Origin of the sequence: Burkholderia sp. HAN2018 (assembly GCF_024704855.1) — a bacterium.
In the GTDB taxonomy this organism is placed as follows: Bacteria; Pseudomonadota; Gammaproteobacteria; order Burkholderiales; family Burkholderiaceae; genus Burkholderia; species Burkholderia cepacia.
In genome coordinates this window covers 1-13336 of record NZ_QOBB01000197.1, presented here as the reverse complement: position 1 = coordinate 13336, position 13336 = coordinate 1, and the positions used below count along the sequence as shown (strand labels likewise).

Sequence of the window (13336 nt, the reverse complement as noted above, 5' to 3'; positions counted from 1 at the left end):
CCGTCGGATGCCGCGCTCGCCCGCTTCGGCGTCGCGGGCGTGGCCGAGCCGTGCGCGCAGCTCGCGGCGCCGCACGGCCGGCTGCTGGGCCCCAAATCCATCCGGGACGGCGTGACGGTCGCACTCGCCGGCCCGCTCTGAACCCTTTGTTTCGCTTTCTTTCGACAGGACGAATCCGATGAAAACCGACGCCGAATCCCATCAACGGATGACCGAACGCCGCCGCGCGGGCCACGAGAAGAAGCAGGCCGCCGCCGTCAACGAAAAGGGCCTGCTGATCGTCAACACCGGCAACGGCAAGGGCAAGAGCACGGCCGCGTTCGGCATGGCCGTGCGCGTGCTCGGCCACGGCATGCGGCTCGGTGTCGTGCAGTTCATCAAGGGCGCGCTGCACACATCCGAGCGCGACTTCCTCGGCGCGGTTGCCGAGTGCGATTTCGTGACGATGGGCGACGGCTACACGTGGAACACGCAGAACCGCGACGCCGACATCGCGACCGCGCGCAAGGGCTGGGACGAGGCGCGCCGGATGATCGAAAGCGGCGACTACCGGATGGTGATCCTCGACGAGTTGAACACGGTGCTGAAGTACGAATACCTGCCGCTCGACGAAGTGCTCGCGACGCTTGCCGCGCGCCCCGATTCGGTCCACGTCGTCGTGACCGGGCGGCATGCGCCCGACGCGCTGATCGACGCGGCCGACCTCGTCACCGAGATGCGGCTCGTCAAGCATCCGTACAAGGAGCAAGGCGTGAAGGCGCAGCGCGGCGTGGAGTTCTGAGCATGCCCGCCTGCCCCGCGCTGTTCGTCAGTGCGCCCGCGTCGGGCCAGGGCAAGACGTCGGTGACGGCCGGCCTCGCGCGGCTGCACCGCCGGCTCGGCCGCCGCGTGCGCGTGTTCAAGACCGGGCCCGACTTTCTCGATCCGATGCTGCTCGAACGTGCGAGCGGCGCCCCCGTGCATGCGCTCGATCTCGGGATGGTCGGCGAGGCCGGTTGCCGCGCGTTGCTTGCCGATGCCGCACGCGATGCCGACCTGATCCTGATCGAAGGCGTGATGGGGCTGTTCGACGGCACGCCGAGCAGTGCCGACCTCGCGGCTGCGTTCGGCGTGCCGGTCGTCGCGGTGATTTCCGCGAAGGCGATGGCGCAGACGTTCGCGGCGATCGCGTTCGGGCTCGCCCGGTTCCGGCCGGGGCTGCCGTTTCACGGCGTGCTCGCGAACCGCGTCGGCTCGGCCCGGCACGCGGAACTGCTGCAACAGGCGCTGCCCGACGACCTGCGCTGGCTCGGGCACGTGCCGGCTGACGCGGGCATCGCGCTGCCGGAGCGGCATCTCGGCCTGCATCAGCCGGCCGACATCGACGATCTCGACGCACGGCTCGACCGCGCGGCCGACGTGCTCGCGCAGACGGCGCTCGCCGAATTGCCGCCCGCCGTCGCGTTCGCCGAACCGGACGCCGCGGCGCCGCTGCCGCGTGCGCTCGCCGGCAAGCGGATCGCGATTGCGCGCGACGCGGCGTTTTCGTTCATCTATCCGGCGAATCTCGCGCTGCTCGAGGCGCTCGGCGCGCGGTTGCGGTTCTTCTCGCCGCTCGCCGACGAACCCGTGCCGGACGATTGCGACGCGCTGTTCCTGCCGGGCGGCTATCCGGAACTGCATGCGGCGACGCTCGCGGCGAATGACGCCACCGCACGGACCCTTCGCGCGCATGCGGCGGCTCGCCGGCCGATCGTCGCGGAATGCGGGGGGATGGTGTATCTGTGTGAATCGCTGACCGACGTCGACGGTGTCACGACGTCGATGCTCGGGCTGTTGCCGGGTCGGGCGACGATGCAGCGCCGGTTCGCGGCGCTCGGCATGCAGCAGCTCGATATGCGTACCGGGCCGATGCGCGGCCATACGTTTCATTATTCGACGCTCGCGACGCCGCTGGAACCGGTCGCGAACGCGGCGCGCCCCGACGGCAAGCCGGGCAGCGGCGAAGCCGTCTATCGCCACGGCGCGATCGTCGCGACGTACATGCACCTGTACTGGCCGTCGAATCCGGAGGCGGTCGTGGCGCTGTTCGGCGGCACGGCGTTCTGACCGAAAAAACGGCGAGGCGCCGCGATGTCAGGGTTTTTCGCGGCCCGGCGCTTCCGAGCGCGAAGTGCGGATTACGGTGCCGTCGGGCGAGAAATGCGCGTTGAACATTGCGTCGCCCGATACGCCGCCCTCGGCCCAGTGCCAGCTCCACACCTCTTCGTGGCTCAGCGCGTATTGCGCGATCTCGGTCGGCTTGCCGAGCAGTTGGCGCACGTCGTCCTTCGACATCCCGGGCACGACCTTCGCGATGTTCGCCGCCGTCAGCGCCTGCGTGATCGACACGAGCCGGCCGTCGGGCCCGAAATCGAGCATGTAGGTGCTCGTGCCGTACGGGCCGCGCGGATATTCGAACCGCTGCGAGCCGTCGTCGCCCTGCCTGACCATTTCCGGCTTGCCCGCCTGGCGGAGCACGTCCTCGGTCGTCGACACGCCCGGCTGCAGATTGCCGAACGCCATCGGATCGGGCTTGATCGCATTCACCGCGTCAGCCACTTTCTGGTCGTCGCACCCGGCTGCCAGCATGGCGACCGCACAGGCGGTCAGCACGGTCAGAAACTGTTTTCGCATTTCATCTACACCTGTATTCATCGCGCCGGTCCGGCGTCGCGCGCAGCGTAGCACGCGACCTGTTCCGTCGATGTCAAGGAGCGTCAAATGCGGTCACGGCCGCCGCGACCGGTTTTGCAGGCGCGGCAGCTCGCACGCCGCCGCGCCGCCGCATCACACCAGGAACGCCTCGGTCAGCTTGACCCAATACGATGCGCCGGTAGGCAGTGCCGCGTCGTTGAAGTCGTAGCCGGGGTTGTGCACCATGCAGCCGCCCTCTCCGTCGCCGTTGCCGATGATCAGGTAGCAGCCCGGCCGCTTCTCGAGCAGGAACGCGAAATCCTCGCTGCCGGTGAGCGGCACCATCCCGTCGATCAGGTTCGCTTCGCCCACCCACTCGCGCGCGACGCCGCGCGCGAACGCGGTCATATCCGTGTCGTTGACGAGCACCGGGTAGCGGCGCTGGTAGTCGATCGTCGCGGTCGCGCCGAACACGGCGGCCTGCGCATGCACGACTTCCTTGATGCGCGTCTCGAGCAGGTCGCGCACCTCCGGCTTCAGCGCGCGCACCGACAGGCGCATCTGCGCGCGGTCGGGAATCACGTTCGGCGCCTCGCCCGCGTGGATCGCGCCGACCGTGACGATCGCCATGTCGAGCGGCGACACGTTGCGCGACACGATCGTCTGCAGCGCAATGACGATCTGCGCGCACACGACCACCGAATCGACCGCCTTGTGCGGCACCGCGCCGTGGCCGCCGCGGCCCTGCACGTCGATGACGACGGTATCGGACGACGCCATGAACGGCCCCGGCAGGAAGCCGAATTTGCCCGTGGGGAACCCCGGCATGTTGTGCATCGCGAAGATCGCGTCGCACGGGAACAGCTCGAACAACCCTTCGTCGAGCATCTTCTTCGCGCCGCCGAGCCCTTCTTCCGCCGGCTGGAAAATCAGGTTCAGCGTGCCCGAGAAGCGGCGCTCGCGCGCAAGATGCTTCGCGGCGGCGAGCAGCATCGCCGTGTGGCCGTCGTGACCGCATGCGTGCATCTTGCCGGCGATCTTGCTCTCGTACGGCAGGCCCGTGGCCTCGTGGATCGGCAACGCATCCATGTCGGCGCGCAGGCCGAGGCGCTGCGTGCCGTTGCCGACCTTCAGCTGCGCGACGACGCCCGTGCCGCCCAGCCCGCGATGCACCGTGTAGCCCCACGACTGCAGTTGCTCGGCGACGAGATCGCTCGTCGCGAATTCCTCGAAGCCGAGCTCGGGGTGGGCATGGATGCGGTGCCGGATCTCGATCATTTCATCGGCGAGGCCTGCGGGAATCACGCTGTGCGTCACGGTGTCGTCTCCTGTTTCTGCGGGGAATGTGCAGGCAAGGATAGTCGGTTCGCCGGCAACCGGACAGACGAAAAGTCGTCGCGGTAGCAACCGATGGTTGCCGTTTCTGGTACCGCGCACGATATGAGTTAACCGGCCATCCGGGTGACTGCCGCACACGGTTCGGGCGCGTGAGACTGTGGGCTTGACAGCGATTTGACTAGCGCCAGGATTCGACGATGACCGTTCAAGCATCCGGAATAATGCCGACACATCAACGCGTTACAGGCAATTGTTCATTTTTTGACGCATGTACATTTTTTGTGTACACTGACGAACAAGTGAACAAGCAATCGCCTCCGATGCCCGAGAACGCCCCCCTTCCTATGTCGGAACAGCACGTGCTCGACGAAGCCTGTGCCGCGTTCGAACGCGCGACCCGGCGCTTCGGCGCGCGGCCCGTGCGCGTGCCGGCCGCGTATGCCGGGCAAGCCGACGCGATGATCCGCTTCGACGTTGCCGGGCACGTATTCGAGATGCCGGCCGCCGTGAGCCTTCGCGTCGAATCGCTGCCGGGCGCACTCGCGGCACTGCGCCGCCGCGGCGGCGCGACCGCGACACCCGGCGAGCGGCCGCTGATGCTGATCGCCCCCTATCTTTCGGCCGAACTGGCCGCCGACCTGACCGACCAGGGCATCCCGTTTCTCGACACCGCGGGCAACGCATGCCTGATCCAGCCGGAAGCGACCGTGATGATCGCGGGCCGGCCGAAACCCGCACGCACGCCGCGCCGGCAGGCATCGCGCGCGACGACGCCGAAGGGGCTGGCCGTGATGTTCGCGGTCGCGACACAGCCGGGCCTCGTCGCGCAGCCGTATCGGGCGATTGCGGCCGCATCGGGTGTCGCGCTCGGCACGGTCAACCTCGCGATGGACGACCTGATCGCGCGCGGCCTCGTCGGGCAGCGCCGCAATGGCGAGCGCCTGATACCCGACTGGCCGCGCTTCGTGCACGAATGGGTTGCGCTGTACCCGAGCCGCCTGCGCGCGAAACTGCCGAGCCGTCGTTATGCCAGCCTCGCGCCCGACTGGTGGCGCGATTTCGATTTCGCGTCGTTCGATGCGCGGCTCGGCGGCGAACCGGCGGCCGACCTGCTGACGCACGATCTGAAGCCGGCCGGGATCACCGTCTATACGCACGGCGCGGCATCGAACCGCCTGCTGCTCCAGGCCCGCCTGCGCCCGGACGACCACGGCGACGTCGAAATCGTCGAAGCATTCTGGCCGCACTCGCCCGCGCTCGATTGGCACGAGCCGCGCATGCCGCTCGTACCGCCGCTCCTGATCTATGCGGATCTCGTCTCGTCCGGGGACAGCCGCAACCTTGCCGCCGCCGAACGGATCCATGACCGATACCTCGCCCATCCGCCCGCTTGAAGTCGACGCGCGCCGGCCGCTCGACCCGGCGGCGGTCGCACTCTTGCAAGCAGTGAGCCGTGCCTGCGCGCGCGTCGATGCGGCCTTCGTCGTCGCCGGCGCAACCGCGCGCGACATCCTGATGTGGCACGTCCACGGCATCCGGCCGGTGCGTGCGACACGGGACGTCGACGTCGCGGTGTGCGTGGTGAGCTGGCCGTTTCACGCGCAGCTCGTCGATACGCTCGTTGCGACCGGGCAATTCACGCGCGCACCGAAACAACAGCAGAAACTGCTGTTCGACAGCGGCACGCACGGTTTTCGCACCGAACTCGATCTCGTGCCGTTCGGGCCGCTCGAAACGCCGCCGGGCGCGATCGCGTGGCCACCGGGCGGCGAATTCGTGCTGAACGTGCTCGGTTTCCAGGAAGCGGTGGACACCGCGCAGCCGGTGTCGATCGACGCGCGCACCGTCGTGCCGGTGGCCAGCCTGCCGGCGCTCGCGCTGCTGAAGCTGCTCGCCTGGAAGGACCGGCGGGCACGCCAGAACAGCGATGCGTACGACCTGCTGTTCCTGCTGCGGAATTTTCACGATGCAGGCAATCGCGAGCGCATCTGGGACGCCGCCCCCGACCTGCTGGAGCTGCATGCGTTCCAGCCCGGCCTTGCCGCCGCCGCGCTGCTCGCGCGAGACGCGAAACGGATTGCCTCGCCGCACACGCGCGACGCGATCCGCGTGCTGTTGTCCGACGAAGCGACCTATGCCACGCTCGGCCAGGATCTGCTGGCACGTGCGTTCGCGCTGTTGCCGGGTGAATTCAGCGATGACGCCAACCGGTATCTCGACGCATTCCGCGACGCCTTTCTCGCGGATTCAACCGCACCGCACGCATGACACGACGCTGTGGATGTGAAGCCGCGACGCCATCCCGCTTTCGCACTGCCGCGCTCAGGCCGCCCAGTCTTCGAGCGACAACCCGGCCACCCGGCCGAACTCCCGGCCGTTGTTCGTGACGAGCACCGCACCGGCCGCGATCGCATGCCCGGCGATCGACGCATCGTTCGCACCGATCGGCGTGCCACGCGCGGCGAGATCGGCACGAATCGCGGCCGTCGCATCGACGGCCGCCGTATCCCACGACAGCACGCCATCGAGCCGCGAGACAAAGGCCGTCACGAGTTCCGCATGCTTCGGCGACGCTTTCCTGCCGACTGCGCCGAACCGCATTTCGGCATAAGTGATGGCCGACACGACGATCCGGTGCTGCGCATTGACGCACGATTGCAGCCGCGACAGCACTACCGGCGGCCGCTCGCGCATGATGAACGAACAGATGTTCGTATCGAGCATGTAGAGCGTGGTCACTGGCCGGACTCCGTCGGCGCGGCGCCGCCGGAAAGGTCGAAGCGGCCGGACTCGATCACGGCCGGGCGTTCGACGAGGAAATCGGCGTCGGCCAGCGGTTCGCTCGCGAACGAGAGCCACGTGGGCCGCACCGGCCGCAGCATCAGTGTGTCGCCCTCGCGGCGGATCTCGAGTTCCGTCACCCCCTCGAACTCCATGTCCTTCGGGATGCGGATTGCCTGGTTACGGGCGTTCTTGAAAATGGAAACGGTGCGCATGAGCCACTCCATGGGAGTACGATGCGCCCATTCTAGACATATGCCAGCATATGTCAAATTGAGAGGACGCAAATCGGACGTCGCGCCCCACGCTGCCACGGGTGTTTTTGTCATGTTGCCGGCCTGTCGTCGATGAGGAGAGCGATCCATTCTTCACGACGCAGGCCACGCAGTCCATATCCCGAACGGCCGATGCCGGTGCGGCACCGCACCGCGCGCAACGTCGCACCGACGCTGCGCACCCGCGCCGTCACGGCAACCGGAAAGTGTCGAAGAATGTGTCTCGCTCGATCACGGTGAGCGCCGCGCGCTTGTGCGGGAAGTCGAACTCCTTCAGCGTGTAGAACCCGAGCCGGTGCATGTACGCGATGTGCCGCACGTGATCGACGCGCGGCTCGCCGACGAGCCGCTGCGTGCGCGGTTCGTCGACGAACATGTAGTGCAGCACCCCGCTCCACCATGCATGCAGCTTGCCGGCGCTCTGGAACCGCGAATCGCCGATCAGCAGGTGCAGCCCGCGATCGTAGTCGTGCGCATCGTAGAACGGCGCGAGACGATCCTCCTTCGCCCAGTAGAACTCGAAATAGCCGAACGGCGTGTCGTCGAAATAGCCGATCATCGGGTGCATGTGCGGATCGGCGAGCCGCTCGGCAAGATACGCCGCATGCTCGTCGCGCGTGCCGCGCTGGTCCCAGAAATGCGCGACGCGATCGAGGTTCATCCAGCCGCTGAACAGGTCCGCATGCGCGTCGATGTCGACGGTGCGCAGGCTGAACGTCATCCCGACCTGCGGCATATGGCGTGCATAGATCTCGCCGGCCGGCGACGGCGGACGCACCGGGTGCCGGTGCCCGTTCGTGATCGCATGGCGCAGCGGCATCCCGCCCGACGCGGGCGCCTTCAGCCACGGTCGCGGGTTCTGCCAGAAGGTCGTGCGCGATACGGTGAACCGCAGCGTGTCGCCCTCGGCCTGCGCGCCGTCGATCACGCCCTCGCGCACCGCGCGCGCCACATACGACGCAACAGCCGCCGCATCGGCGCCGCCGAGCGGCACCGTGATCGTCGCCGCGTCGTATCGCGTGTCGGTGTTGAAGAGCGCGACGAACGCCGCGAGCAGTGCCTCCGGCGAATCGTCGGGCCGCCACGCGTCGAGCGAGCGCTCGGCGACCGTCATCGCCGGCCCGTGCGCGGCGCCGTCGAGCGCCGCGGCCACTTCACCTTCGACGGCGTCGGCGGCGCCGGCCGGTTTCGTCAGCGTGTCTTGCATCACAGTGCTCCCGCGTCGTGGCGATCGGCGAGAACGTGCAGCCCCCGCTCGAGCGCCGGAAACAGGCTGCGCTGGAAGTTGTTCCAGCGCAGTTCGAGAATCGTGTCGTCCGGTGCGATCGGCGTGTCGAGCACGTCGCAGATCACCTCGCCGGAATCGATGCCGTTGTCGACGTAGTGGAACGACGCGCCCGTCATCATCACGGGCTCGACGGACGACGTCGCGCCGCTCGCCCAGTCGACCCGTTCGCCGCGCGCGCCGTGCAGCGCGTCGAGCGTCGCCCATGCGCCGCGTCGCTGGTACGGCGAACCGTCGGCGGTGATGCCCGGGTGGATGTTGGCAATGCGCCGGTGAAAGCGCGCGCCGGGCCGCACGAGCTCGTCGAGGATCACGAGCAGTCCGTCGAGCACGACGACATCGGCTTCGAGTTCGAGCAGGCGCTCGAGCAGGCGGCGCTCGAACGCCTGTTTGCCGGCCGCACGCTCGCGTGCGTCGCGCGGCAGCCGACGGTATGTCGACGCAATCGTGCAGAACAGTTCGTCGACCGGCCGGCCCTGCACCGTCAACCCTTCCGGCAGGATCCACGGGCGGCCCGGCGTGCGGGCGAAACCGTAGTCGGCCACCTTCGCGCGGTCGGTCGGCGAACCGTCGTCGTCGTCGACGATCACGCCCTTGAGCGTGTAGCGCTCGCCGAGCGGCGAGTCGTTCAAGCGCTCGACGAGGAATTCGAGCGGCGCCTTCATGTAGCGCGTGCCGCCCTGATAAGCGACCGGCTGGCCGGCGCGATCGGCTGCGCCGTTGCGCAGCGACTGGATGTAGACGAGATTTTTCTTCGGCATGGATGCGTCGTGGAAAAGCGGACGAAGGCGCCGCGGCCGGCCGGCGGGCCGCGGCACGCATCGTCACCAGTTGTATTTCGCGGTCGCGATCACCGTGCGGTCGGTGCCGAACACGCAGACGTTCATCGACTGGCAACCGCTGATGTAGTGGCGGTTGAACAGGTTCGTCCCGTTCACGGCAAAGCGCCAGTTACGCGTGTCGTAATGCACGCCCGCGTCGAACAGCGTGACGCTCGACACCGTCAGCGAGTTGTCGGCCGCACCGGCCGACGCGCTCTGGTAGCGAACGCCGCCGCCAAGGCCCAGGCCCGACAGCGGCCCCGTGTGCCACGTCCAGTCGGCCCACAGCGACGCCATCTGGCGCGGACGCGGAATATCGACCGGCCAGTTGTTCAGCGACACATCGTTCGCCTTCACGTTCTTCACGTCCTGGTACACGTACGACGCGATCAGCGACAGGTTCCGCGTGACCTTGCCGGTCGCGCTCAGCTCGATCCCGCGCGAACGCACTTCACCGGTCTGCACCGACTTCGTGCCGGTAGGGTCCTGATCCGGCAGCGCCGGCGTGAGCACGTTGGTCTGGTTGATCTGGTAGATCGCCGCGTTCAGCATCAGGTTCTTGCCGGGCGGCTGCCAGCGCAGGCCGGCCTCGATCTGCTTGCCGCGCGTCGGCTGGGGCAGCCCGCCGCCGAGCAGGTTCACGCCGATCAGCGGGTTGAACGACGTCGCGTAGCTGACGTACGGCGACAGCCCGTAGTCGCCCTGGTACGTGAGGCCGACGCGGCCGGTGAACGCCGTCACGTCCGCCTTCGTCGACGTGCCGCCCGCGCGGTCGTCCATCCGCATGTTGACCCAGTCCTCGCGGCCGCCGAGCGTCAGCGTCCAGCGGTTCCACTTGATCTGATCCTGCGCGTACAGGCCGAACGTGTTCATCGTCGTGTACGTGTTCGTACGGATCGTGGTGTCCGGATTCGAGAACACCGACAGCGTGACCGGCGTGTAGACCGGGTTGTAGATGTTCAGCGGCGACGCGGCGGCGAGCCATTCGCTGTCGGTCGCGGTCTGGCGGTTGTACTGGAAGCCGAGCAGCAGCGTGTGCTGGAGCGGGCCCGTCGCGAAGCGGCCCTCGACGTTGTTGTCGATGTCGAAACGGCTGTAGTTCATCTGGAACACGCCGGCCCAGCGCGACACGTCGGTCGTGCTGCCGTCGACGAAGCCGTTGCCGAACACCGAGCCGTTGTCGAGCGACAGGTGCATCAGGCGGACGTTCTGCCGGAACTTCCACGCCGAAGTCAGGTTCTGCTCGAACTGGTAGCCGACCGACCACTGCTTCTTGCGGTAGTAGTTGAAGTTCGGGTCGCCTTCGTAGACGTCCTTGTCGATTTGCCCGCTCGGGTTCGGCAGCACCGTGCCCACCGCCGGGACGAAGTTCGACGAGATGTCGCCCCAGTCCTGCAGGTACGTCGCGGACAGCGTCAGCGACGTATCCGCGTTCGGGCGCCAGCGGAACGACGGCGCGAGCGCGACGCGCTGGTCGTTGTTCGGGCCGGTCAACGCATTGCCGTCGCGCGCGACGCCGACGAACCGGTACGCGTACTTGCCGTCCGGGTCGAGCTTGTCGCCCACGTCGATCATGAACTGCTTGCGCGCGTAGTTGCCGATCTGTACGCCGGCCTCGCGCACGCGCTCGCCGTCGGCGAGCTTGGTCTGCACGTCGATGATCGCGCCGGGGTCGCCCGCGCCGTACAGCACCGAGGTCGGCCCGCGCAGCACGGTGATGCTGTCGATCATGTACGGATCGACGCGCCAGCTCGCGAGGTTGATCGTGTTCGGCACCTGCAGCCCGTTCACGTAGGCGGTCGGCGTGAAGCCGCGCAGTGCCGCGTACCAGTCGGAACGGTTGTCCGAGCCGTACGACGAGAAACCCGGCACGTAGCGCAGTGCCGCGTTCACGTCGGTCGCGCCGGTCATCTCGATCTGCTGCGCGGTGACGACGTTGATCGTCTGCGGGATCTCGTTGATCGGTGTATCGGTCTTCGTGCCGGTCCGGCTGCGCTTCGCGACGAGCCCGACCGTGCCGTCCCCTTCCGAGGCCGCGTTGACGTTGATCGTCGGCAGCGTACCGGTCGACGCACTCGCCGCCGCACCGCCCTGCGCACTGCTGGCCGACGCCGCGGCGCCTGCGTTCACGGCCGGCGCCGTCTGGGCATATGCCTGCCCCGCCGCCGCACCGAACGCCACGCTTGCCGCGGCTGCGATCGCACGCAAACGCGTGCCTGTTGCCCACTCCATCTTTCTCTGCTCCACTTTTTTCATGCGGTCTCCGACCGCGCCTTTGTCAAAGAGCGAAAGCCATCCGGCCCGCGCTCACCCCGTTTTCTTGTCTTGCCTTGGCCGCGCCTTCGTCATGGGCGGGCGCGATCCCGTCTTCGAGCGACGCGCAGATTTCGTCCGCGCGGCGTGCCAGCACCGACAGCAGCGTGTCGGACAAACCGTGGCTGTCTTCGCAGCAGCCTTGCAGGTAGATGCGCGGCGCGAAGTGCGCGGGCGTCGCGAGCAGGTAGTCGCGCGTCACGTCGCCACGCTCGAGCGCATCGCCCAGGTGCGGCGCGAGCCCTTCGAGCAGCGCCGAATGGGTGTCGCGGCGGTAGCCGGTCGCGAGCACGAGCGCGTCGAAGCGCTCGACGCGCGTCGCGCCGCTCATCCGGTCGCGCAACGTCAGCTCGATGCGGCCGTCGGCGGTGCGCGCCGCGCCCTCGATCGCGCTGTTCGCGAGCAGCGCATGACGCGGCGTGCCGTCGATGCGCTGCAGGTACAGCATTTCGTAGATCTGTTCGATCAGCGGCCGGTCGACCACCGCGTAGTTCGTGTCGCGATAGCGCTCGAGCAGCGCGCGGCGCGCGTCATGCGGCTGCGCATAGACGACATCGGTGAATTCGGGGCTGAAGATCTCGTTGACGAACGGGCTGTCGTCGGCCGGCTTGAGCGCGCCCGCGCGCATCACGAGGCTCGCGTCGACATGCGGGAAGCGGCGCGCGAGATCGATGAACACCTCGGCCGCGCTCTGCCCCGCGCCGATCACCGCGACGCGGCGGCGCTCGCCGTCCGGCGACGCGACGAGCCGGTCGATGTCGGTCAGGTAGGACGACGAGTGGATCACGCGGTCGCGGCCGAGCGCGGCGAACGCGTCCGGGATCGCCGGCGTCCCGCCGACGCCGACCGACAGCGCGCGCGTGACGCGCTGGCGCTCGTGGCCGGTGGCGTCGCGCGACAACACGCGCAGCGCGTCGATCCGCGCGCCGTCGCCGCGCACGGGCTCGATGCCCAGCACGGTCTCGCTGTAATGGACGCGATCGTCGAACGCGTCGGCCACCCAGCTCAGGTAGTCGTGGAATTCGACGCGGGTCGGGTAGAAGTTCTTCAGGTTGACGAATTCGTTCAGCCGGCCGCGTTCGAACAGGTAGTTGATGAACGTGTAGCGGCTTTTCGGATCGCGCATCGTGACGAGATCCTTCAGAAACGAGATCTGCATCCGGCAGTCGTCGAGCAGCATCCCGCGATGCCAGCCGAATTCAGGCTGGCGCTCGACGAAGCAATGGGCGAGCCCGCCGCGCTCCGCGAGGCGCACGGCCAGCGCCAGATTCGACGGCCCGAAGCCGACGCCGATCAGGTCGAATACGGTTTCTCTCTGCATGTCTCAGCTCCCTTGTCGGTGAATCCGGCCCGTCAGACGTGACGGCCGGAGAAGAACGTCTCGCGCAGCGTGCGCATCCACAGCGGCTGCGCGTCGGCCAGCGCGAGACGGCGCTGCCGCGCGAAGCCATGCCGCGCGAGATGGTCGGCAACCCGCGCGTGGCCGGCCGGAACGGCACAGCCGACCGCTTCGGTACGCGGGTCGTCGAGAAACAGGTAATGAACGACGGACGGCAGCCAGCCCGCCACGCAATGCGGGCCGCGCCAGCGCGATTCGCCGACCAGCATCCGCAACCCGCGGTCGTAGTCGCGCGCAGCGACGTGCGGCGCGAGCGCGTCTTCCTTCAGCCAGAACGCCTCGAAATACGCGAACGGTTCGCCGTCGAAGCAGCCGACGAGCGGCGTGACGTGCGGATCGGCATCCGGCGCCGCACCCTGCCCGCCGTCCACGCCAGGCTGCGTGACCGGCCAGCCGTCGCGCACGCGCGGCTCGTCGAACCAGCGCGCGACGCGTTGGGCATCCTCGGCCGGCTGCCAGCCGCGCAGCG

The 13336-nt window shown here is 68.2% G+C and carries 14 protein-coding genes; 5 read left to right on the top strand and 9 right to left on the bottom strand.

The annotated features are described in order from the left end of the window. The 3 genes from DPV74_RS32255 to DPV74_RS32245 form a co-directional block, all read left to right on the top strand. Positions 1–141 (top strand): cobalamin biosynthesis protein (locus tag DPV74_RS32255; RefSeq protein ID WP_049033238.1); only part of this gene is annotated, 141 nt, incomplete at its 5' end. Between the two features lie 37 nt (positions 142–178). Then, positions 179–781 carry a cob(I)yrinic acid a,c-diamide adenosyltransferase gene (gene cobO, locus DPV74_RS32250; RefSeq protein ID WP_021160089.1) on the top strand — a complete coding sequence of 201 codons (603 nt, stop codon included), beginning with the start codon at positions 179–181 and terminating at the stop codon, positions 779–781. Between the two features lie 2 nt (positions 782–783). Further along, entirely contained in the window at positions 784–2088 is a 1305-nt protein-coding gene (locus tag DPV74_RS32245) for a cobyrinate a,c-diamide synthase (RefSeq protein ID WP_119338659.1), read from the top strand. A gap of 27 nt (positions 2089–2115) precedes the next feature. Here DPV74_RS32245 and bamE read toward each other — a convergent pair whose 3' ends face one another. Next, on the bottom strand, positions 2116–2655 hold the full coding sequence (bamE, locus tag DPV74_RS32240) for an outer membrane protein assembly factor BamE (protein ID WP_027787432.1): 540 nt from the start codon (positions 2653–2655) through the stop codon (positions 2116–2118). Between the two features lie 153 nt (positions 2656–2808). Next, a complete protein-coding gene (locus tag DPV74_RS32235; RefSeq protein WP_059700208.1) occupies positions 2809–3972 on the bottom strand; it encodes a M20 aminoacylase family protein in 1164 nt (387 codons plus the stop codon). Between the two features lie 341 nt (positions 3973–4313). Between DPV74_RS32235 and DPV74_RS32230 the strand changes: the two genes are divergently transcribed. Continuing rightward, complete coding sequence (locus DPV74_RS32230; RefSeq protein WP_119338658.1) at positions 4314–5387, top strand: type IV toxin-antitoxin system AbiEi family antitoxin; 1074 nt, start codon at positions 4314–4316, stop codon at positions 5385–5387. Then, positions 5356–6261, top strand: coding sequence for a nucleotidyl transferase AbiEii/AbiGii toxin family protein (locus DPV74_RS32225; protein WP_119338657.1), 906 nt, complete (start codon positions 5356–5358; stop codon positions 6259–6261). The genes DPV74_RS32230 and DPV74_RS32225 overlap by 32 nt, the downstream gene beginning before the upstream one ends. 54 nt (positions 6262–6315) lie before the next feature. On the opposite strand, the gene DPV74_RS32220 is transcribed toward DPV74_RS32225, so the two are convergent. The 7 genes from DPV74_RS32220 to DPV74_RS32190 form a co-directional block, all read right to left on the bottom strand. Further along, on the bottom strand, positions 6316–6732 hold the full coding sequence (locus DPV74_RS32220; RefSeq protein ID WP_027787436.1) for a PIN domain-containing protein: 417 nt from the start codon (positions 6730–6732) through the stop codon (positions 6316–6318). Next, a complete protein-coding gene (gene vapB / locus DPV74_RS32215; RefSeq protein WP_060196597.1) occupies positions 6729–6989 on the bottom strand; it encodes a type II toxin-antitoxin system VapB family antitoxin in 261 nt (86 codons plus the stop codon). The genes DPV74_RS32220 and vapB overlap by 4 nt, the downstream gene beginning before the upstream one ends. Before the next feature lie 250 nt (positions 6990–7239). Further along, the gene (locus tag DPV74_RS32210; protein ID WP_027787437.1) at positions 7240–8256 is read right to left on the bottom strand and encodes a GNAT family N-acetyltransferase; all 1017 of its coding nucleotides are present in this window, start codon (positions 8254–8256) and stop codon (positions 7240–7242) included. Continuing rightward, a complete protein-coding gene (locus DPV74_RS32205; RefSeq protein WP_119338656.1) occupies positions 8256–9095 on the bottom strand; it encodes a formyltransferase family protein in 840 nt (279 codons plus the stop codon). The genes DPV74_RS32210 and DPV74_RS32205 overlap by 1 nt, the downstream gene beginning before the upstream one ends. Before the next feature lie 63 nt (positions 9096–9158). Further along, a complete protein-coding gene (locus DPV74_RS32200; RefSeq protein ID WP_119338655.1) occupies positions 9159–11411 on the bottom strand; it encodes a TonB-dependent siderophore receptor in 2253 nt (750 codons plus the stop codon). Between the two features lie 22 nt (positions 11412–11433). Further along, positions 11434–12789, bottom strand: coding sequence for a lysine N(6)-hydroxylase/L-ornithine N(5)-oxygenase family protein (locus tag DPV74_RS32195; RefSeq protein ID WP_119338654.1), 1356 nt, complete (start codon positions 12787–12789; stop codon positions 11434–11436). 32 nt (positions 12790–12821) lie between these two features. Beyond that, on the bottom strand, positions 12822–13336 hold a 515-nt coding region (locus tag DPV74_RS32190), incomplete at its 5' end, for a GNAT family N-acetyltransferase (RefSeq protein ID WP_162923194.1).

What these genes read in the sequence shown, in the direction of transcription:
- cobO (WP_021160089.1), top strand. Translation starts at nt 179, where the DNA reads ATGAAAACCGACGCCGAATCCCATCAACGGATGACCGAACGCCGCCGC.
- DPV74_RS32245 (WP_119338659.1), top strand. Translation starts at nt 784, where the DNA reads ATGCCCGCCTGCCCCGCGCTGTTCGTCAGTGCGCCCGCGTCGGGCCAG.
- bamE (WP_027787432.1), bottom strand. Translation starts at nt 2,655, where the DNA reads ATGCGAAAACAGTTTCTGACCGTGCTGACCGCCTGTGCGGTCGCCATG.
- DPV74_RS32230 (WP_119338658.1), top strand. Translation starts at nt 4,314, where the DNA reads ATGCCCGAGAACGCCCCCCTTCCTATGTCGGAACAGCACGTGCTCGAC.
- DPV74_RS32225 (WP_119338657.1), top strand. Translation starts at nt 5,356, where the DNA reads ATGACCGATACCTCGCCCATCCGCCCGCTTGAAGTCGACGCGCGCCGG.
- vapB (WP_060196597.1), bottom strand. Translation starts at nt 6,989, where the DNA reads ATGCGCACCGTTTCCATTTTCAAGAACGCCCGTAACCAGGCAATCCGC.
- DPV74_RS32210 (WP_027787437.1), bottom strand. Translation starts at nt 8,256, where the DNA reads ATGCAAGACACGCTGACGAAACCGGCCGGCGCCGCCGACGCCGTCGAA.
- DPV74_RS32205 (WP_119338656.1), bottom strand. Translation starts at nt 9,095, where the DNA reads ATGCCGAAGAAAAATCTCGTCTACATCCAGTCGCTGCGCAACGGCGCA.
- DPV74_RS32200 (WP_119338655.1), bottom strand. Translation starts at nt 11,411, where the DNA reads ATGAAAAAAGTGGAGCAGAGAAAGATGGAGTGGGCAACAGGCACGCGT.
- DPV74_RS32195 (WP_119338654.1), bottom strand. Translation starts at nt 12,789, where the DNA reads ATGCAGAGAGAAACCGTATTCGACCTGATCGGCGTCGGCTTCGGGCCG.